This is a genomic window from Streptomyces sp. NPDC058650, assembly GCF_042717315.1.
GTDB lineage: Bacteria > Actinomycetota > Actinomycetes > Streptomycetales > Streptomycetaceae > Streptomyces.
Map to the genome: position 1 here is coordinate 305179 of NZ_JBHXRL010000006.1, position 19753 is coordinate 324931.

A 19753-nucleotide genomic window follows, 5' to 3' on the forward strand; every position below is an offset into this window, starting at 1 on the left:
GGCCGGGTCGGTTGCGCGACACGACGCACGGGCGACAAGTCGACGAACTTCCGGAATTCGCCTGCCCAACGGGCCTACCCGTCAGTAATCTGACTGGCCGTGACCAGTCAGTTCATATCTCCTGCCCCCAGCCGTCGCACGGTCGTCAAGGCCGCCGCCGTCACCGCTGTCGCCGCGCCCGCCCTCCTGGGCGCCGCCTCCCCCGCCCTCGCGGGCTCCGGGGCCCCCGCTTTCCTCCACGGTGTCGCCTCCGGCGACCCGCTGCCCGACGGCGTCCTCCTCTGGACGCGCGTCACCCCTTCCGCCGAGGCCGTGCCCGGATCCGGGCTCGGCCCGGACGTCACGGTCGACTGGGAGCTCGCCGAGGACCGCGGCTTCACCCGGATCGCCGCCGCCGGTTCGACCACGGCGAGCGCGTCCGCCGACCACACCGTGAAGGCCGACGTGCGGGGCCTGCGCCCGGCGACCGCCTACTGGTTCCGCTTCACCGCGGGCGACGCCGTGTCGCCGGCCGCCCGCACCCGGACCGCGCCGGCCGTCGACGCCGCCGCCCCCGGGGTCCGCTTCGGCGTGGTCTCCTGCGCGAACTGGGAGTCCGGCCACTTCTCCGCGTACCGCCACCTCGCCGGCCGCGCCGACCTGGACGCCGTCCTCCATCTCGGCGACTACGTCTACGAGTACGCGAGCGGCGCCTACCCGGAGGCGAAGGACACCGTCCGCACGCACGAGCCGCGCCACGAGATCGTCTCGCTCGCCGACTACCGCACCCGGCACGGGCACTACAAGACGGACCCCGACCTCCAGGCGCTGCACGCCGCCCACCCGGTGATCGCCATCTGGGACGACCACGAGTTGGCCAACGACGCCTGGACGGGCGGGGCCGAGAACCACACCCCGGGCGCCGAGGGAGAGTGGGCGGCCCGGGTGGCCGCCGCCAAGCAGGCGTACTTCGAGTGGATGCCCGTCCGCGCCTCCACGGAGGGCACGGTCTTCCGGCGGCTGCGCTTCGGCAGGCTGGCCGATCTACACCTGCTCGACCTGCGCACCTTCCGCTCCGCCCCGGCGAAGACCGGCAGCGGCACGGTCGACGACCCGGAGCGGACGATCACCGGCCGCGCCCAACTGGACTGGCTGAAGGCCGGTCTCGCCGGCTCGGACGCGACCTGGCAACTCGTAGGCACCTCGGTGATGATGTCGCCGATCGCCTTCGGCGCCCTGCCCGCCCACCTCCTGGAGCCGCTCGCCGAGCTGATGGGCCTGCCGAAGGAGGGGCTCGCGGTCAACGTCGACCAGTGGGACGGGTTCACCGACGACCGCCGGGAACTGATCGCGCACCTGACCTCCCGGGCGATCCGGAACACGGTCTTCCTGACCGGCGACATCCACATGGCCTGGGCCAACGACGTACCGGTGAAGGCGGCGACGTACCCGCTGTCGGCCTCGGCCGCCACCGAGTTCGTCGTCACCTCGGTGACCTCGGACAACCTGGACGACATGCTGAACGTGGCCCCGGGGACGCTCTCGGTCGTGGCCGCCGGCGCCGTGAAGGCCGCCAACCGCCATGTGAAGTGGGTGGACATGGACCACCACGGCTACGGCGTGCTCGACGTGACCTCCGAGCGCTCGCAGATGGACTACTACACGGTCTCCGACAAGACGGACCCGGCCGCGACGACCGCCTGGGCGCGCTCGTACCGGACGAAGAACGGAACCCAACATGTCGAGCGGGTGTACCAGCCGGTTCGCTGACGAGGTCTTAACGGCGATTTTCAGCCATGATCTCTTCTGTTAACGGGAGATCACATCGCTACGGCGGGTGGCCAGTTTTGGAGATCGAATCCGGACACACCACCCGCCTCCGTCACCCCACTCGTTACGTCGACGTCTCAAACTCCGGAATCGGCGCAAGAATTTCTTCCCGATGGACCGAATTGCCCCATGAATGATTGGGCTTGATCACTCCTCAACAGTGGCTGACATGGACGCGTAATCTCCGGGCCGTGGCGAGGAAGTTCCTCCCCACGGCCCCCCACGAGGAGTCACCGTGCGTGCTCTTGCCCGTATATCCCCGCGTATGTCACGTCGCATTCTCGGTACGGCCGTCATGGCCGGAACCCTGGCCATTGCCCCGCTGTCCGCCCCCGTCGCCACCGGCGCGGCCACCGCCACCCTGGCCGGTGCCTCCGCCGAGGAATGCGTCGACGGCCACGACGACGCCGGCGTCTCCAGCGCCCGCAAGGCGCGCGGCGCCGACAGCCACGCCGCCGAGCCCAACGAGGTCACGGCCGCCAAGGCGAAGGCCATGGACGACGACCTGAAGAAGAAGCTGGCCGCTGCCGCCGCCGAGGGGCGCCTCAGCGCCTCCGCGGAGGCCGCCGCGGTGGTCAACATCCCCGTCTACTTCCACGTCATCCACAGCGGCACGACGGGCAAGCTCTCCGCCACCGCCATCAACAACCAGCTGAACGTCCTGAACGCGGCCTACGCCGGCCAGGGCACCGGCAACGTGAACACCAACTTCCAGTTCACGCTGGCCAGTACCGACTACACGGACAACGCGTCCTGGTACAACCTCGCCTCCGGCTCCACCGCCGAGAAGACGATGAAGCAGACCCTCCGCAAGGGCGGCGCCGGCGCGCTGAACTTCTACACCGCCAACCTGAGCGGCGGCCTCCTCGGCTGGGCGACCTTCCCGTCCTCGTACGCCTCGAACCCGTCCATGGACGGTGTCGTCGTCCTGGACTCCTCGCTGCCGGGCGGCTCCGCGGCCAACTACAACGAGGGCGACACCGCGACCCACGAGGTCGGCCACTGGATGGGCCTCTACCACACGTTCCAGGGCGGCTGCAACGGCGCCGGTGACTCCGTCGCCGACACCCCGGCCGAGAAGAGCCCGGCGTACGAGTGCCCGACCGGCCGTGACTCCTGCGCCTCCAAGGCCGGTGTGGACCCGATCCACAACTTCATGGACTACACGTACGACGCCTGCATGTACCAGTTCACTTCCGGCCAGGTGACCCGGATGAACCAGTTCTGGACCTCGTACCGCGCGGGCTGAACCACCCCGTAACGGACCGAGGGCGCGGCGGGAGCAGACTCCCGCCGCGCCCTCGGGCGTCCGTACCGATAACCCCTACAGGCTGTCCAGGAAGGACATCGCCACCGACCAGGTCCGCTCGGCCGCCTCCGCGTCCCAGTCGGGCAGCTCCGGGTCCGTGTAGACGTGCCCCGCGCCCCGGTAGCGGTAGATCTCCACGTCCGCCCCGGCCTTGCGCATCTGGAGGTACCAGGCGGACAGCCAGTCGTCCGTCTCGAAGGGGTCGGGCTCCGCCACGTGCAGCTGTACGGGGAGCTCGTCCACCGACACGTTGGGTGCCAGGTCCGAGGTGCCGTGGAGCAGCAGCAGCCCGCGCGCCTTCTCGTCGCCGAGGGCCAGGGTCTGCGCGACCGAGGCGCCGAAGGAGAAGCCCGCGTAGACCAGACCGCGCTCGGAGTACGGGGCGGCGGCCAGGATCGCGCGCTTCAGCAGCTCGTCCTTGCCGATCGCGTCCCGCTTCGCCATGCCCTCCTCCACCGACTCGGTGGTCCAGCCGTCGAAGAGGTCCGGCACCCACACCCGGTGCCCGGCGGCCCGCAGCCGCTCGGCCGCGTCCTCGACGGCCGGGCGCAGTCCGTGGACCGAGTGGAAAAGCATGATGTCCATGCGGGCCATCCTGCCACCCGCCACCGACAGTCACCGAAAGCCCCGACGCGGCCCGGACCGGCTCGGCGCCGCCGTCAGGGCCACGACCACGGCCATGGCCACGCCCACGCCCCACGCCCGCGCCCCACGGCCACCGCCACCCGCCACCCGCCACCGTCAGCGCATGCTGCGCACGTCCAGCTGCCGCAGCACCCGGTCCACCACCTCCGGGTCGGCCCCCGGCTCGCTGCGCGCCGCGAGGACCTCGTGCCGGGCGGCGGACATCAGCTCCCGCTGGATCCGCTGCACCGCCTTGAGCCGTTCCGTCCGCGCGGCGAAGGCGGCCCTCCGCTCCTCGTCGACCATGTCCGGGCTGATCCGGGCGCCGATGTCGTACGCGCCGCGCAGCAGTCGTTCCTGGACGTCCTCGGGCAGCTCCTCGACCTCCTCGATCTCCTTGAGCCTGCGCTTGGCGGCCTTCGCCGCGCGGACCGCGAGGTCGCGCTCCAGGACGCGCTCGGCGTCCGTGTCGGCCCGCACCCCCAGCCGCTTGACCAGCCACGGCAGGGTGAGCCCCTGGAAGACGAGGGTGGCGATGATCACACAGAAGGCGATGAAGATGATCTCGTCGCGGCCGGGGAAGGGCGAGCCGTCGTCGGTTTCGAGGGGGATGGCGAGGGCGAGGGCCACCGAGGCCACGCCGCGCATCCCCGACCACCACATGACGATGGTCTCCCGCCAGCTCGTCGGGATCTCCTCGTCGACGTCCCGGCCGGTGTGCATGCGCTTCGCCAGCCAGGTCGCGGGCAGCAGCCACAGCAGCCGGACCCCGACGACCACCCCGACCACGGCGGCGCCCCAGCCGAGCATCTCCCAGCCGCGCCCTTCGGCTACTCCGAAGACATGGATGAGCTCCAGGCCGATGAGGCCGAAGGCGACGCCGGTGACGAGGGTGTCGACGATCTGCCAGAAGGTCTGTCCGGCGAGCCGGCCCATGACGTCGTCGGCGTCGACGGCGTGCTCGGCGAGGAAGAGCGCGGTGACCAGGACGGCGAGGACGCCGGAGCCGTGCAGCTCCTCGGCGAGGACGTAGCTCACGAAGGGCACGAGGAGGGTCAGCCCGGTCTGGAGGGTGACGTCCCCGAGGAAGCCGATCAGCTTGTTCGTGAGCCACCCGAGACCCATGCCCACGACGACGGCGACCACGGCCGAGAGCACGAGCTCGCCGACCGCCTCGGGCCAGGAGAAGGAGCCGCTGACGACGGCGCCGATGGCCACGTGGTAGAGCACGATGGCGGTGACGTCGTTGAAGAGCCCCTCGCCCTCCAGGATCGAGACCAGTCGGCGGGGCAGGCCGAGCGAGCCGGCGACGGCGGTGGCCGCGACCGGGTCGGGCGGGGCGACGAGCGCGCCGAGCGCGAGGGCGGCGGCCAGCGGAAGGCCGGGCACGAGCGTGTCGGCGACGGCTCCGACGGCGGCCGTGGTCACGAAGACGAGGGCGACGGCGAGCAGGAAGATGGGCCGCTTGTTGGCCCAGAACTGCCGCCAGGACGTCCGCTGCACGGAGGCGTACAGCAGGGGCGGCAGCACCAGCGGGAGGATCAGCTCCGGCGGGACCTCGACGTTCGGTACGAACGGCAGGACGGCCAGCACGATCCCGAAGAGGGTCATCAGGACGGGCGCGGGCAGTCCGAGCCGCTCACCGAGGGGGACGGTGAGCAGGGCGCCGAGGAGCAGCAAGAACAACAGGGCCAATTGATCCACGGGCCCACCCTGCCATGAACGTCCGCTTTGCCCGCGATGGCCCCCTCAGGCGGCAGTCAGGAAATATGCCCAGCCGATCCCCCGCCGGGCCCCCGCTGATCCCCGCCGGACCCCCGCCTAGAGAACCCTGCGCATCGCCCGGTGCGGGATGCCCGCGTCCGGGAACTCCGGCCCGTACGCCTCGTAGCCGAGCCGCTCGTAGAAGCCCAGCGCGTGCGTCTGGGCGTGCAGGTCGACGGCGGCGAGGCCGCGCTCGCGCGCCGCGTCCTCGATGCCCCGCACGAGCGCCGCGCCGACCCCGAGCCCGCGGGCCGCCTTGGCGACCGCGAGCCGGCCGAGCGAGCCCACCGAGGCGTCGCCGCCGGTCTTGCCGAGGGCGTCCGCCCCGTGCAGGAGCCGTCCGGTGCCCAGCGGCAGCCCGTCCTCGCGCACGGCGAGGACGTGGACAGCGGTCTCGTCGTACGTGTCGTACTCCAGCTCCTGCGGAACGCCCTGCTCCTCGACGAACACCTCGCGGCGGACCGTGAAGCAGGCCTCCCGGTCGTCACCGACCGCCTCGCGGACGGTGTACGCGTCGGTCACTGGCTTTCCGAGGCGATCCGGTCGAGGGCCTTCTGGAGGTCCTCGGGGTAGGTGCTGGCGAACTCGACCCACGAGCCGTCGCCCGGGTGCTCGAAGCCGAGGCGGACGGCGTGCAGCCACTGCCGCGTGAGGCCGAGGCGCTTGGCGAGCGTCGGGTCGGCGCCGTAGGTGAGGTCGCCGACGCAGGGGTGGCGGTGGGCGGACATGTGCACCCGGATCTGGTGGGTGCGGCCCGTCTCCAGCTTGATGTCGAGCAGCGAGGCCGACCGGTACGCCTCGATGAGGTCGTAGTGGGTGACGGAGGGCTTGCCCTCGGCGGTGATCGCCCACTTGTAGTCGTGGTTCGGGTGCCGGCCGATCGGCGCGTCGATGGTGCCGCTCATCGGGTCGGGGTGGCCCTGGACGAGCGCGTGGTAGCGCTTGTCGACCACGCGCTCCTTGAACTGGCGCTTGAGCGAGGTGTACGCGTACTCGGACTTGGCGACCACCATCAGACCGGAGGTGCCGACGTCGAGGCGGTGCACGATGCCCTGGCGCTCGGCGGCGCCGGAGGTGGAGATGCGGTACCCGGCGGCGGCGAGGCCGCCGATGACCGTGGTGCCGGTCCAGCCGGGGCTGGGGTGCGCGGCGACGCCGACCGGCTTCATGATCACGACGATGTCGTCGTCGTCATGGACGATCTCCATGCCCTCGACGGGCTCGGCGACGATCTGGACGGGCGCGGGCGCGCCCGGCATCTCGACCTCGAGCCACGCGCCGCCGCTCACCCGCTCGGACTTGCCGACGACGGAGCCGTCGACCTGGACCTTCCCTGCGGCGGCCAGCTCGGCCGCCTTCGTACGGGAGAACCCGAACATACGGGCGATGGCGGCGTCGACGCGCTCGCCCTCCAGGCCATCGGGAACGGGCAGCGTGCGGATCTCGGGACTCGTACTCACCCGTCGAGTATGCCTTGCGCGGAAGGTGCTCCGCCCCGGCTCAGTCCTTGTGGACGGTGCCGTCGGGGTCGATGCCCCGGAATGACAGGAACACGATGAGGATGCCGCCGCAGACGATCGCCGAGTCGGCGAGGTTGAAGACGGCGAAGTGCGCGGGGGCGATGAAGTCCACGACCGCGCCCTCGAAGACGCCGGGCGAGCGGAAGATCCGGTCCGTGAGGTTGCCGAGCGCGCCGCCGAGCAGCAGACCGAGGGCGATGGCCCAGGGCAGGCTGTAGAGCTTCCGCGCCAGCCGGACGATCACGATGATCACGACGGCCGCGATGCAGGTGAAGACGATCGTGAAGGCCTCGCCCATGCCGAAGGCGGCGCCCGGGTTCCGGATGGCGTCGAGGCGGAGCAGATCGCCGATCAGCGGGATCGCCTCGCGGCCCTCCAGCTTGGCGACCACCAGCATCTTGCTGCCCAGGTCGAGCAGGTAGGCCACGACGGCCACCACGAGCAGCGCGACGATCCTGCGCCTGCCCTTCGGCCGCTCCCCGGGAGCGGCCGTGCCGTCGTCGGAGGCGGCCGACTCGTCGGCCCCTGCTGAATCCGGCGTACCGATGATGCGCTCCGCCTCTGCCACGTGAGTGAGTCCCTCGACCTCGATGCCTGACCGTGCCCCGAGGGTACGGCACAGGCGTACGAGACCGTCAGCCGCGCCGCTCCTGCCGCTGCTTGTCCTCGACGCAGAGCGTGGCCCGGGGGAAGGCCTGCATCCGCGCCTTGCCGATCGGCTTCCCGCACACCTCGCAGAGGCCGTACGTGCCCGCGTCGAGCCGCTCCAGGGCGTGCTCGCTCTGCTCCAGCATCTCCCGGGCGTTGGCGGCGAGCGCGAGCTCGTGTTCGCGGGTGATGTTCTTGGTGCCGGTGTCGGCCTGGTCGTCGCCCGCGCCGTCGCCCGAGTCCCGCATCAGGCCGGTGAGCTCCTCCTTCGAGTGGACGAGCTCGCTGCGCAACCGCAGGACCTCCGCCTGGAGCGAGCTGCGGGCCTCGTCGACCTCCTCCGGCGTCCAGGGGTCCTCGCCGGGGCGCACCGCGAGCTCGCCGGTACGGGCCGGGGGAACCGCGGCCTCGTCTTCCACGGTCGTCACGCCACCCGCGGTCTTCTTCGCTGCCACCGTCCTGGCTCCTGTCTGCTTCTTCGCGGCGGTCGCCTTCCTGGCGGCCGTCTTCCTCGCCGCGGCCTTCTTGGCCGGGGCGTGCGCGGCGGGGGTCTCCTCGGCGGCCTCCGCGGCCGGGGCCGCCGTCTTGTGGGCAGGGGCCGCCGCGTCCGCCTTCTTCGCCGTGGCCTTCTTGCCGACCGCCTTCTTGGCGGCCGGCTTGCCGGCGGCCGCCTTGCCCGCGGCCGTCGACTTCTTCCCGGCCACGTCCTTGCCGTCCAGGGCCGCCGCACCGGTGGAAACGGCGGTCGAGGACTTCTTCGCGGCGGTCTTCTTCGCCACCATGTCGCGGCCCCTTCACATTTTGTGATCTTGCTCGCGAATCGTGCTGGGACGATAAATCGGCCCAAGGCCCGCGGCAACGGGGGCACGCCGCCGTTCCCACCCGCCCCCGCTCCCCGCGGGGCGGGCCTGCCTCCGTTGTGCCCAGCTCCCCGCCGGGTTATCCGCCCCGCGACTCCCCCACATGGCCGTAACCGAACTCCGCCCCTCTTCGTATGGCCATTCGGGTGGCCGTCCGGGGCTCGGGAAATCGGGTCGGCCTCCCCCCGCCGCGGCCCGTACACTGGCCACAGCGAAAGGCTTGGATGGGGACGAGTAGCGTCGTACGCAGCCATGAGCGACCCGGGGACGGTGAGAGCCCGGGGGCGAGCCCGATGTGAAGCATCACCCCGGAGCCGTCGGAAGAAAGCCGCACGAGAGCGCGGTGACTAGACCCGGCGTCGCGACCCCAATGAGGGGGCTCAGGGCACGTGCCCGCCCGGAGCCAAGGAGGGTGGTACCGCGGGAGCAGCGCTCTCGTCCCTCCGACGGAACGACGACAGTCCGCCGGAGGAATCTCGATGACACCGCCGCAGTACCGCCAGGTGCCCGCCCAGGTCGACCTGCCCGCGCTGGAGCACGACGTGCTCGACTTCTGGCGCGACAGCAAGGTCTTCGCGAAGACCCTTGAGCAGTCCGAGGGACGCCCCGAGTGGGTGTTCTACGAGGGCCCGCCGACCGCGAACGGCATGCCCGGCGCGCACCACATCGAGGCCCGCGTCTTCAAGGACGTCTTCCCCCGCTTCCGGACCATGCGCGGCTACCACGTGGCCCGCAAGGCCGGCTGGGACTGCCACGGCCTGCCGGTCGAGCTCGCCGTCGAGAAGGAGCTCGGCTTCGCCGGCAAGAAGGACATCGAGGCGTACGGCATCGCCGAGTTCAACGCCAAGTGCCGCGAGTCGGTGACCCGCCACACCGATGCCTTCGCCGAGCTGACGACCCGCATGGGCTACTGGGTCGACCTGGACGACGCGTACCGGACCATGGACCCCTCGTACATCGAGTCGGTCTGGTGGTCGCTGAAGCAGATCTTCGACAAGGACCTGCTGGTCCAGGACCACCGGGTCGCCCCCTGGTGCCCGCGCTGCGGCACCGGCCTCTCCGACCACGAGCTGGCGCAGGGCTACGAGACGGTCGTCGACCCGTCCGTCTACGTCCGCTTCCCGCTGACCTCCGGCCCGCTGGCCGGCAAGGCGGCGCTCCTCGTCTGGACGACGACCCCCTGGACCCTGGTGTCGAACACGGCGGTCGCCGCGCACCCCGAGGTCACCTACGTGGTCGCGACCGACGGCGACGAGCGGGTCGTCGTCGCGCAGCCGCTGCTCGAGAAGGCGCTCGGCGAGGGCTGGGTCACCACGGGCGAGTCCTTCACAGGCACGGAGATGGAGCGCTGGACCTACCAGCGCCCGTTCGAGCTCGTCGAGTTCCCCGAGCCGGCGCACTACGTCGTCAACGCCGAGTACGTGACGACCGAGGACGGTACGGGTCTGGTCCACCAGTCCCCCGCCTTCGGTGAGGACGACCTCAAGGTCTGCAAGGCGTACGGCCTGCCGGTCGTGAACCCGGTCCGTCCCGACGGCACCTTCGAGGAGAACGTGCCGCTGGTCGGCGGCGTCTTCTTCAAGAAGGCCGACGAGGCGCTCACCGCCGACCTGGACGCGCGCGGTCTGCTCTTCCGCCACATCCCGTACGAGCACAGCTACCCGCACTGCTGGCGCTGCCACACGGCCCTGCTCTACTACGCGCAGCCGTCCTGGTACATCCGTACGACCGCGGTCAAGGACCGCATGCTCGAAGAGAACGAGAAGACGAACTGGTTCCCGGACTCGGTCAAGCACGGCCGCTTCGGCGACTGGCTCACCAACAACGTCGACTGGGCGCTCTCCCGGAACCGCTACTGGGGCACCCCGCTGCCGATCTGGCGCTGCGAGGACGACCACCTCACCTGTGTCGGCTCCCGCGCCGAGCTCGGCGAGCTGACGGGCACCGACCAGTCGGAGCTCGACCCGCACCGCCCGTACATCGACGCGGTCACCTTCCCCTGCCCGAGCTGCTCGAAGACGGCGACCCGTGTGCCGGAGGTCATCGACGCCTGGTACGACTCGGGCTCGATGCCGTTCGCGCAGTACGGCTACCCGTACGAGAACAAGGAACTGTTCGAGTCCCGCTACCCGGCGCAGTTCATCTCCGAGGCGATCGACCAGACGCGCGGCTGGTTCTACACGCTCATGGCCGTCGGCACCCTGGTCTTCGACAAGTCGTCCTACGAGAACGTGGTCTGCCTGGGCCACATCCTCGCCGAGGACGGCCGGAAGATGTCCAAGCACCTGGGCAACATCCTCCAGCCGATCCCGCTGATGGACCAGCACGGCGCCGACGCGGTCCGCTGGTTCATGGCGGCCGGCGGCTCGCCGTGGGCGGCCCGCCGCGTGGGCCACGGCACGATCCAGGAGGTCGTCCGCAAGACCCTCCTGACGTACTGGAACACGGTCGCCTTCCAGGCGCTGTACGCCCGTACGTCCGGCTGGGCGCCGAGCGCCGCGGACCCGGCCCCGGCCGACCGCTCCGTCCTCGACCGCTGGCTCCTCTCCGAGCTGAACGCACTCGTGGCCGAGGTCACCGAGGCGATGGAGTCGTACGACACCCAGCGCACCGGCAAGCTGATCTCGTCCTTCGTCGACGACCTCTCGAACTGGTACGTGCGCCGCTCGCGCCGCCGCTTCTGGCAGGGCGACGCGTCCGCGCTCCGCACCCTGCACGACGTGATCGAGACGGTCACGCGCCTGATGGCGCCGCTGACGCCGTTCATCACGGAGCGGGTCTGGCAGGACCTGGTGGTCCCGGTCACCCCGGACGCCCCGGAATCCGTCCACCTGGCCACCTGGCCGGCGGCGGACACCGACCTGATCGACAAGACCCTCTCCGAGCAGATGCTCCTGGTCCGCCGGCTGGTGGAGCTGGGCCGGGCGACGCGCGCGGAGTCGGGCGTGAAGACCCGTCAGCCGCTCTCGCGCGCGCTGGTGGCGGCGACGGGCTTCGCCGCCCTCTCCCCCGCCCTCCAGGCCCAGATCACGGAGGAGCTGAACGTCTCCTCCCTGGCCTCCCTCTCGGAGGTCGGCGGCTCGCTCGTCGACACGACGGCCAAGGCCAACTTCCGGGCCCTGGGCAAGCGTTTCGGCAAGGGCGTCCAGGACGTGGCGAAGGCGGTGGCCGCGGCCGACGCGGCGGCCCTCTCGCTGGCGCTCCGCTCCGGTGAGGCGACGCTCACGGTGAACGGCGAGGAGATCACCGTCACCCCCGAAGAGGTCATCATCACGGAGACCCCGCGGGAAGGCTGGTCGGTCGCCTCGGACTCGGGCGCGACGGTCGCCCTGGACCTGGAGATCACCCCGGAGCTCCGGAAGGCCGGCCTCGCCCGCGACGCGATCCGCCTGATCCAGGAGGCCCGCAAGAACAGCGGCCTGGACGTCGCGGACCGGATCGCCCTGCGCTGGACGTCCACCTCCCCGGAGACGACGGAGGCCCTCACGGCCCACGCCGCCCTCATCTCGGACGAGGTCCTCGCGACGGACCACGCCGAAGGCGAGGCGGACGCCACCTACGGCACCCCGTTCACGGACGAATCCCTCGCCCTGACGTTCCGCCTCCGCAAGGCGTAACGCACCCGCGGAAAGGCCCGGCACCCACGGGGTGCCGGGCCTTTCCGTTCTCCCACCCCGCGCCTTCCCCAAACCCTGCCGGGGGCGGGCGGGGAGCGCAGCCTCCCCCGGGAGCCGAGCCGGTGCGGGGCGGGGCGGTACCGCCGTGTCTCGTGAGCCAAGGCGGTGGGGCCCGGGGCAGCCGCCCCGGTCTCGTTCTCGGGGCCCAGGGCGGAGCCCGGGTCCCTCCCTCGGGGTCCGGGGCAGAGCCCCGGCTTCGGGGAGGGGCGGGGTGGGGGAAGGCCTGTCGCGGGCGCCCCCGATCACCCGCACCGCCCAACCCGCCACGCCCAGGGTCCCGCCCGGGTACGGCAAAGGGCCGGGACCCGGTGTTACCCGGGGCCCGGCCCTCGCAGCCTGCCGACGGCTACGCGCTCATCGCGCGACCGCCCGCCGTCAGTTGTCGTCCTCGTCGATCAGGAAGCCCCGCATCGGCGCCGGCGCCTGCTGCATCGGCTGGGGAGCCTGCGGCCGGACCGGAGCCATCGGCTGCGTCATCGCCGGGGACATCTGCTGCTGGCCGCCGTAGGAGGGGGCGCCACCCATGGACGGCGCACCGCCCATCGCGCCGTTGCCGTAGGACGGGGCGCTCGCGCCGGCCGAGGCCATCGAGGGCGCCGGCGGCAGCGAAGCCGTCGCCGGGGTCCGCGGCGGAGCCAGCGAGTCGTCGGCCTGGGTCTCCAGCTGACGCAGCTGCGACTCCAGGTACGACTTCAGGCGCGTGCGGTACTCGCGCTCGAAGCCGCGCAGGTCCTCGACCTTGCGCTCCAGCGTGGCGCGGGCGGACTCCAGGGAGCCCATCGCGACGCGGTGCTTCTCCTGGGCGTCCCGCTCAAGAGCGTCCGCCTTGGCGCGGGCGTCCCGCTCCAGGCCCTCCGCGCGCGAGCGCGCCTCGCCGACGATCTTGTTCGCCTCGGAGCGGGCCTCGGCGATCGCCTGGTCGGCGGTCTGCTGGGCCAGCGAGAGGACGCGCGCGGCGCTGTCGCCGCCCGGGGCCTGCGCCTGCACGGGCTGCTGCTGCTGCATCTGCTGCTGCTGCGGGTGACCCATCGGGCCGCCCTGCATCGGGCCGGGACCCATCGGTCCGCCCTGCATGGGGCCACCCTGCATCGGGCCGGGACCCATGGGCCCACCCTGCATGGGGCCGCCCTGCATGGGGCCGGCGGGAAGCTGCGGGGCACCGGAAGGCAGCTGCGGCGGGCCCATCTGCGGCTGCTGCTGCTGGACCGGCGGTCCGGATATGGCCGCGGGCACGGGCGCGCCGGGACCGACGGGACGATCCTGCGGCTCCGGGGGCTTGCGCATACCCTGCTGCTGCTGCTGCTGGTTCTGCGCGGCGGCACGGGTCGCGGCGGCCAGCTTGGCGCGCAGGTCCTCGTTCTCGCGGAGCAGGCGGGTCAGCTCGGCCTCGACCTCGTCGAGGAAGGCATCGACCTCGTCCTCGTCATAGCCTTCTCGAAGGCGGACGGTCGTGAACTGCTTGTTCCGCACGTCCTCGGGGGTCAGCGGCATCTCTTCTTCACCTCTACGTAGTCGTCGGCAGTCGGCAAGACCGTATCGTCCACAGTTCTCTCCACTGTCACCTCGCGAAGCTGCTCACGATGGAGATCAGGATGTAAACGATGATCATCAGAACGAAGAAGGACAGGTCGAGTGCCACGCCCCCGAGACGCAGCGGCGGGATGAGTCGCCGCAGAAGCTTGAGCGGTGGATCGGTGACAGTGTAAGTGGCCTCCAGAACGACCACCATCGCCTTACCGGGTTGCCATGAACGCGCGAACTGGAAGACGTAGTCCATGACCAGCCGGACGATCAGGAGGACGAGGAAGCACATCAGCACGATGTAGACCACCTGTAGTGCGACGCCCATCCCGCGTTTCCCTCTCCCCTGGCTTACGTGCTCTCACTTGTTCCGGCCGCGTCGCGACCGGTCCGTCCGGTTCCGTTGTTCTCAGCTCTGGTTGAAGAATCCGCCCTCTGCGATCCGGGCCTTGTCCTCCGCCGTGACATCGACGTTAGCAGGCGACAACAGGAACACCTTCTGCGTCACGCGCTCAATGCTGCCATGGAGCCCGAAGACGAGTCCGGCGGCAAAGTCGACAAGTCGCTTCGCATCCGTGTCGTCCATCTCCGTGAGATTCATGATCACCGGGGTGCCCTCACGGAAGTGTTCCCCGATGGTACGGGCCTCGTTGTAGGTCCGGGGGTGCAACGTGGTGATGCGGTAGGGCTCCCGCTCGGACACGACCTTGGGCATGATCACCGGTGCGTTCTTCTCCAGGCTCGGGCGTTCGGGTGTGATGGATGCCACGGGGGCAATTCGGGCCGGACGTCCGCTTTCGGCGAGTACCGGGACAGAATGAGCGATCGGTTCCCGGGGCGCCGGGGGCTGCACCACGCGCACCGGTTCCTCGCGCTCCATCTGTCGCGGAGGGGTGTGGCGCCGTTCGCGCTCGGGCTCCGGCTCCAGCTCGGGTTCGAAGTCGTCGTCGGGGTCGAAACCCCGGCCGTCGTACCCATCGTCCTCCACGAGGCCGAGGTAGACCGCCATCTTGCGCATCGCGCCGGCCATTCTCTGAGTCCTCCGCTCTGTGGTGGATCGGCCTCGTCACCAAGTGCCGGCGATCCACGAGCCACCCCGCCGTTCTGCGGAATGACCATATTTTCTGCTGTGGTCCGACTTGCTTCGCGACGTTACCCGAGCTTCGGGCGGACACCGAGTACCGCCGTACCGACGCGTACGTGTGTCGCCCCGGCAGCGACGGCCTCCTCGAGGTCCGCACTCATCCCTGCTGACACCATGTTCGCAGTCGGACGGGTCGCGCGCAGGGCAGTCGACAAATCCATCAACCGGTCGAAGGCGGCGCGTTGTCTGCCCGCGTACGGGCCGGAGAGCGGGGCGACGGTCATCAGGCCGTCGAGCCGCAGTCCGGGAGCGGCGTCCACCGCGGCGGCCAACTCCTCGACAGCTTCCGGTGAGACGCCGCCACGGGCGCCGCGCTCCCCGGACTCGGCGTCGAGCGCGACCTGGAGCAGGCAGCCGAGTTCCCGCCCCTCCTTCTCCGCGGCCGCGGAGAGAGAGGAAACGAGCTTCAATCGGTCGACAGACTGCACCACATCGGCATAACCCACCACGGAACGGACCTTGTTGGTCTGCAGTTGGCCCACGAAGTGCCAGGTCAGATCAAGGTCGGCGCACGCGGCGGCCTTGGGGGCGGCGTCCTGGTCCCGGTTCTCGGCGACGTGCCGCACGCCCAGTTCGTGCAGCATGCGCACATCGCTCGCGGGGTAGGTCTTGGTGACCACGATGAGGGTCACCTCCTCCCGCGCGCGCCCGGCGGCGGCGCAGGCGGCTGCGATGCGCTCCTCCACCCGGGCCAGATTCTCGGCGAGTTGCGACTTCCGGTCCGTCATGTCTCTTCCTGGGTCAACCAGACATATCCCGCGAGTCGCCCGGTGGTGCGGTCGCGGCGGTACGAGTAGTGGTCGCCGGATTCCCGGGTGCAGACCGCACTGGCCTGCCGGTCCGTGACGCCGAGCCGTTCGAGCTGGGCGAGCACCCCGGCGGTGACGTCGACGGCCGGGGTGCCCCAGCTCGTCTCGGCCCAGGCGGCGGGCTCGGTCTCCGCGACCTCGGCGCGCATCGCCTCCGGCACCTCGTAGCACCGCCCGCACACGGCGGGGCCGGTGCGGGCGACGATCCGGGCGGGGTCGGCGCCGAGGCCGATCATGGCTTCGACGGCGGCGGGGACGACCCCGGCGACCATTCCGGGCCGCCCGGCGTGGGCGGCGGACACGATCCCGGCGACGGGGTCGGCGAGCAGGACCGGGACGCAGTCGGCGGTGAGGACGGCGAGGGCGAGTCCGCGGGCCGCGGTCACCAGGCCGTCGACCGCCGGGACGGCCTCCTCGGTCCACGGGCCCGCGACCTCGGCGACATCCGCGCCGTGCACCTGGTTCATCCAGACGACCCGTGCCGGGTCGAGCCCGAGGGCGCCGGCGGCCAGCGCCCTGTTGGTCCGGACGGCCCCGGGGTCGTCCCCGACCGCGCCGCCGAGGTTGAGCTCCTCGTACGGAACGGCGCTCACCCCGCCCCACCTGTCGGTGAAGGCGAAGTGCGCGCCGTTCGCGTCGAAGTACTTCCCTATCACTTCAGGAAGTCCGGGACGTCCAGCTCTTCGGCCTGGGAGTCCGCGTACGGACGGGCCGGCGGGACGACCGGCGGGGCCGGCGTCAGCGGGGTCTCGTTGACGGCCGGGGCCGGCTCGACCGGGACGGAGACCGGCTCTTCGCGGGGGGCCACCGTGCCCAGGCCGCCCATGGGGCGGGAGGGCTCGCTGACGCGGGGCGCCGGAGCCGGCTCCTCGCGCTTGGCCGCGACCGAGCCGATGATGTTGTCCCGGCGGGCCGGCGGCTGGCCGCCGTCGAAGCCGGCCGCGATGACCGTGACCCGGACCTCGTCGCCGAGGGCGTCGTCGATGACGGCGCCGAAGATGATGTTGGCCTCGGGGTGGGCGGCCTCGCTGACCAGCTGCGCGGCCTCGTTGATCTCGAAGAGACCGAGGTCGCTGCCGCCGGAGATGGAGAGCAGCACGCCACGGGCGCCGTCGATGGAGGCCTCCAGGAGCGGCGAGGAGATCGCCATCTCCGCGGCGGCCACCGCGCGGTCGTCGCCACGGGCGGAGCCGATGCCCATGAGGGCGGATCCGGCCTCGGACATGACCGACTTGACGTCGGCGAAGTCGAGGTTGATCAGACCCGGGGTGGTGATGAGGTCCGTGATGCCCTGGACGCCGCTCAGCAGCACCTGGTCGGCCGACTTGAACGCGTCGAGCACGGAGACCTGACGGTCCGAGATCGAGAGCAGTCGGTCGTTCGGGATGACGATGAGGGTGTCGACCTCTTCGCGGAGCTCGGCGATGCCGTCCTCCGCCTGGTTGGCGCGACGCCGGCCCTCGAAGGTGAAGGGTCGGGTGACCACACCGATCGTCAGGGCGCCCAGCGAGCGCGCGATGTTGGCGACGACGGGTGCGCCGCCGGTGCCGGTGCCGCCGCCTTCGCCGGCGGTGACGAAGACCATGTCGGCCCCCTTGAGGACCTCCTCGATCTCCTCACGGTGGTCCTCTGCCGCCTTGCGACCGACGGCCGGGTTCGCCCCGGCGCCCAGGCCGCGGGTGAGTTCACGACCGACGTCGAGCTTGACGTCGGCGTCGCTCATCAACAGCGCTTGCGCGTCGGTGTTGATCGCGATGAACTCGACGCCCTTGAGGCCGACCTCGATCATTCGGTTGATGGCATTGACACCACCGCCGCCGACACCGATGACCTTGATGACTGCGAGGTAGTTCTGCGGTGCTGCCACGTCGAAGGCCTCTCGCCTCGAGTTACGTGTCGCCTGCTACGCGGTGGTTGGTCGCGCTGCGACGACGGATGCCGATTGGGGCGGTCCGGAACGCCGACCCGAACCCTAACGTTGAAGTTTAGGGTTACCAGTGTCTCTGTTCGCTGGACTCTTCCGAACAGGACACTAAGTCGACAAGCGGCGCACGTTCAACGAACACGCCGAACCTCCCGTTTTTCTTTTCACCCTATGTGATCACCCGGAGCGCTGGCCAACCAGGGTGCTGGCCAGCGGCGATGTCCGTCAACTCCCGGACGACGCGGGTGCCGTGGGGGCACTTACATCGAAGTGCCCCGCTTTGGGCGACGCCTTCATGAGAGCGGTGAGCACCCTGGCTTTCACCGGGCCGTGCTCGGCGCTCCCCCAGAAGACGGTGCGCCCCCTGGTCAGTTCCAGAGTGACGGAGTCGTACGAGGTGATGCGGACGACACGAGCGTTCCGGGCGATTTCCTCCGGGAGTTCACCCCGGACGCGGACCGCCTCGCCCAACAGCCGGTCCGCGTCGAAACGGCGCAGGCTGGGCGAGGAGGCGGTGTCGAGGACGAGCCGGGGAATGCCCCGGGGGGCGGTGTCGACGGTGGCGAACCGGACGCCGGTCGCGTCCACTTCGATGAACTTCGTGCCCTTTTCCAGCAGGAGTACGGGCTTCCGTTCCGTCACTTTCAGACCGATTCCGTGCGGCCAGGACCGTACGACGTCGACCGACGCGATGCGCGGGAGCTCCTGCCGGAGCCGCGCCTCGATCGCCTCGGTGTCGACGGAGACGAGCGGGGCACCCGTCGGAACGGCGGCGACCGCCTCGACCTCACGCGGGGTCAGAACCCCGGTGCCGGAAGTCTTCACACGTTCCACACGAAACCAGGTCGATCCGTAGAGCGCCCAGATCACGCCGGCCGTGAGCACGACGACGCCGAGCACGACGAGGAGCACCCGGGGGGCGGGCACCCGGAATCGCTGATTCCGGGCGCCCGTGCGGGACGGCCGCTCCGACGACCCCTTCGGCTGCTTCGCGCCGCTCTTCTCGGCGGTCGTCGATCCGGCTGCCACGCTTCCGCCTTTCGCCGCCGCTACGCCTGTCGGCGGGCGGCGATCGCCTCGTACACCATGCCGACGAGCAGGTCGTCGGCGTCCCGGCGGCCGAACTCGGCGGCGGCGCGGGACATCTCGTACAACCGGTGCGGATCGGCCAGTACGGGCAGGACGTTGCCCTGCACCCACTGCGGCGACAGCTCCGCGTCGTCGACGAGGAGCCCGCCGCCGGCCTTGACCACCGGCTGGGCGTTGAGCCGCTGTTCGCCGTTGCCGATGGGCAGCGGGACGTACGCGGCCGGCAGCCCGACGGCGGAGAGCTCGGCGACGGTCATCGCGCCCGCGCGGCAGAGCATCATGTCGGCCGCGGCGTACGCGAGATCCATTCGGTCCACGTACGGTACCGGCACGTACGGCGGCATACCGGGCATGTTGTCGACGCGCGGCATTTCGTTCTTCGGGCCGACCGCGTGCAGGATCTGGATGCCCGAGCGCTGGAGCACCGGGGCGATCTGCTGGACGACCTCGTTGAGCCGCCGGGCGCCCTGCGAGCCGCCCGAGACGAGCAGCGTCGGCAGGTTCGGGTCGAGCCCGAAGGCGGCGCGCGCCTCGGGACGCACCCGCGCCCGGTCGAGGGTCGCGATGGAGTGCCGCAGCGGGATGCCGATGTAGCGGGCGTTGCGGAGCTTGCTGTCCGGGGTGGCGACGGCGACCCCGGCCGCGTACCGCGAGCCGATCTTGTTGGCCAGGCCGGGCCGGGCGTTGGCCTCGTGGACCACGATCGGCACCCCGAGCCGCTTGGCCGCGAGATAGCCGGGCAGCGCCACGTAGCCGCCGAAGCCGACCACGCAGTCGGCCTTCGTGCGCTCCAGGATCTGCTCGGCGGCCTTGATCGTGCCGCGGAGCCGCCCGGGGACCGTGATCAGCTCGGGGGTGGGCTTACGGGGCAGCGGTACGGCGGGGATGAGCGCCAACTCGTAGCCCCGCTCGGGCACGAGTCGGGTCTCCAGACCCTTTTCCGTGCCCAGCGCTGTGATCCCCACGCTGGGGTCCTGCCTGCGCAGGGCATCCGCGAGGGCCAGCGCGGGCTCGATGTGGCCGGCGGTCCCCCCGCCGGCGAGTACGACATGCAC

Annotated in this window: 17 protein-coding genes; 3 read left to right on the top strand and 14 right to left on the bottom strand. The window is 71.0% G+C overall.

The features are described 5' to 3' along the window. The first annotated feature begins 99 nt into the window (after window positions 1–99). Both ACFWWU_RS13625 and ACFWWU_RS13630 read left to right on the top strand, forming a co-directional pair. Window positions 100–1749, top strand: a complete 1650-nt coding sequence (locus ACFWWU_RS13625) for an alkaline phosphatase D family protein (protein ID WP_384143649.1) — start codon at window positions 100–102, stop codon at window positions 1747–1749. Between the two features lie 325 nt (window positions 1750–2074). Then, window positions 2075–3058 carry a zinc metalloprotease gene (locus tag ACFWWU_RS13630; RefSeq protein ID WP_384143652.1) on the top strand — a complete coding sequence of 328 codons (984 nt, stop codon included), beginning with the start codon at window positions 2075–2077 and terminating at the stop codon, window positions 3056–3058. Between the two features lie 75 nt (window positions 3059–3133). Here ACFWWU_RS13630 and ACFWWU_RS13635 read toward each other — a convergent pair whose 3' ends face one another. From ACFWWU_RS13635 to ACFWWU_RS13660, 6 genes are all read right to left on the bottom strand, one after another. Further along, window positions 3134–3703 carry a dienelactone hydrolase family protein gene (locus ACFWWU_RS13635; protein WP_384143655.1) on the bottom strand — a complete coding sequence of 190 codons (570 nt, stop codon included), beginning with the start codon at window positions 3701–3703 and terminating at the stop codon, window positions 3134–3136. A gap of 156 nt (window positions 3704–3859) precedes the next feature. Next, window positions 3860–5446: a Na+/H+ antiporter gene (locus ACFWWU_RS13640; RefSeq protein WP_384143658.1), complete on the bottom strand. Its 1587-nt coding sequence runs from the start codon at window positions 5444–5446 to the stop codon at window positions 3860–3862. A 117-nt stretch (window positions 5447–5563) separates the two neighbouring features. Further along, complete coding sequence (locus ACFWWU_RS13645) at window positions 5564–6028, bottom strand: GNAT family N-acetyltransferase (protein WP_384143661.1); 465 nt, start codon at window positions 6026–6028, stop codon at window positions 5564–5566. Continuing rightward, window positions 6025–6966 carry an RluA family pseudouridine synthase gene (locus ACFWWU_RS13650; protein ID WP_384143664.1) on the bottom strand — a complete coding sequence of 314 codons (942 nt, stop codon included), beginning with the start codon at window positions 6964–6966 and terminating at the stop codon, window positions 6025–6027. The genes ACFWWU_RS13645 and ACFWWU_RS13650 overlap by 4 nt, the downstream gene beginning before the upstream one ends. Window positions 6967–7006: 40 nt before the next feature. Further along, window positions 7007–7594 carry a signal peptidase II gene (lspA, locus tag ACFWWU_RS13655; protein WP_384143667.1) on the bottom strand — a complete coding sequence of 196 codons (588 nt, stop codon included), beginning with the start codon at window positions 7592–7594 and terminating at the stop codon, window positions 7007–7009. 67 nt (window positions 7595–7661) lie between these two features. Then, window positions 7662–8456: a TraR/DksA family transcriptional regulator gene (locus ACFWWU_RS13660; protein ID WP_384143670.1), complete on the bottom strand. Its 795-nt coding sequence runs from the start codon at window positions 8454–8456 to the stop codon at window positions 7662–7664. A gap of 557 nt (window positions 8457–9013) precedes the next feature. On the opposite strand from ACFWWU_RS13660, the gene ileS reads away from it, so the two are divergent. Beyond that, a complete protein-coding gene (ileS, locus tag ACFWWU_RS13665) occupies window positions 9014–12151 on the top strand; it encodes an isoleucine--tRNA ligase (RefSeq protein WP_384143673.1) in 3138 nt (1045 codons plus the stop codon). 435 nt (window positions 12152–12586) lie between these two features. Here the strand turns inward: ileS and ACFWWU_RS13670 are convergent, their stop codons facing one another. The 8 genes from ACFWWU_RS13670 to murG all read right to left on the bottom strand — a co-directional run bounded on the left by ACFWWU_RS13670 (window position 12587) and on the right by murG (window position 19753). Next, window positions 12587–13702 carry a DivIVA domain-containing protein gene (locus tag ACFWWU_RS13670; RefSeq protein WP_384143676.1) on the bottom strand — a complete coding sequence of 372 codons (1116 nt, stop codon included), beginning with the start codon at window positions 13700–13702 and terminating at the stop codon, window positions 12587–12589. Window positions 13703–13769: 67 nt separating this feature from the next. After that, on the bottom strand, window positions 13770–14060 hold the full coding sequence (locus tag ACFWWU_RS13675) for a YggT family protein (RefSeq protein ID WP_017238790.1): 291 nt from the start codon (window positions 14058–14060) through the stop codon (window positions 13770–13772). An 81-nt stretch (window positions 14061–14141) separates the two neighbouring features. Continuing rightward, the gene (locus tag ACFWWU_RS13680) at window positions 14142–14762 is read right to left on the bottom strand and encodes a cell division protein SepF (protein ID WP_317594302.1); all 621 of its coding nucleotides are present in this window, start codon (window positions 14760–14762) and stop codon (window positions 14142–14144) included. Between the two features lie 122 nt (window positions 14763–14884). Continuing rightward, window positions 14885–15604 (bottom strand): YggS family pyridoxal phosphate-dependent enzyme, encoded by a 720-nt coding sequence (locus ACFWWU_RS13685; RefSeq protein ID WP_384143680.1) that lies wholly within the window; start codon window positions 15602–15604, stop codon window positions 14885–14887. Further along, a complete protein-coding gene (pgeF, locus tag ACFWWU_RS13690) occupies window positions 15601–16341 on the bottom strand; it encodes a peptidoglycan editing factor PgeF (RefSeq protein ID WP_384143683.1) in 741 nt (246 codons plus the stop codon). The genes ACFWWU_RS13685 and pgeF overlap by 4 nt, the downstream gene beginning before the upstream one ends. Next, complete coding sequence (ftsZ, locus tag ACFWWU_RS13695) at window positions 16338–17552, bottom strand: cell division protein FtsZ (protein ID WP_384143686.1); 1215 nt, start codon at window positions 17550–17552, stop codon at window positions 16338–16340. The genes pgeF and ftsZ overlap by 4 nt, the downstream gene beginning before the upstream one ends. A 282-nt stretch (window positions 17553–17834) precedes the next feature. After that, entirely contained in the window at window positions 17835–18638 is an 804-nt protein-coding gene (locus tag ACFWWU_RS13700; protein ID WP_384143690.1) for a cell division protein FtsQ/DivIB, read from the bottom strand. A 20-nt stretch (window positions 18639–18658) separates the two neighbouring features. Then, window positions 18659–19753, bottom strand: coding sequence for an undecaprenyldiphospho-muramoylpentapeptide beta-N-acetylglucosaminyltransferase (gene murG, locus ACFWWU_RS13705; protein ID WP_384143693.1), 1095 nt, complete (start codon window positions 19751–19753; stop codon window positions 18659–18661).

What these genes read in the sequence shown, in the direction of transcription:
- ileS (WP_384143673.1), top strand. Translation starts at nt 9,014, where the DNA reads ATGACACCGCCGCAGTACCGCCAGGTGCCCGCCCAGGTCGACCTGCCC.
- ACFWWU_RS13630 (WP_384143652.1), top strand. Translation starts at nt 2,075, where the DNA reads ATGTCACGTCGCATTCTCGGTACGGCCGTCATGGCCGGAACCCTGGCC.
- ACFWWU_RS13635 (WP_384143655.1), bottom strand. Translation starts at nt 3,703, where the DNA reads ATGGACATCATGCTTTTCCACTCGGTCCACGGACTGCGCCCGGCCGTC.
- ACFWWU_RS13680 (WP_317594302.1), bottom strand. Translation starts at nt 14,762, where the DNA reads ATGGCCGGCGCGATGCGCAAGATGGCGGTCTACCTCGGCCTCGTGGAG.
- ACFWWU_RS13670 (WP_384143676.1), bottom strand. Translation starts at nt 13,702, where the DNA reads ATGCCGCTGACCCCCGAGGACGTGCGGAACAAGCAGTTCACGACCGTC.
- ACFWWU_RS13675 (WP_017238790.1), bottom strand. Translation starts at nt 14,060, where the DNA reads ATGGGCGTCGCACTACAGGTGGTCTACATCGTGCTGATGTGCTTCCTC.
- ACFWWU_RS13660 (WP_384143670.1), bottom strand. Translation starts at nt 8,456, where the DNA reads ATGGTGGCGAAGAAGACCGCCGCGAAGAAGTCCTCGACCGCCGTTTCC.
- ACFWWU_RS13685 (WP_384143680.1), bottom strand. Translation starts at nt 15,604, where the DNA reads ATGACGGACCGGAAGTCGCAACTCGCCGAGAATCTGGCCCGGGTGGAG.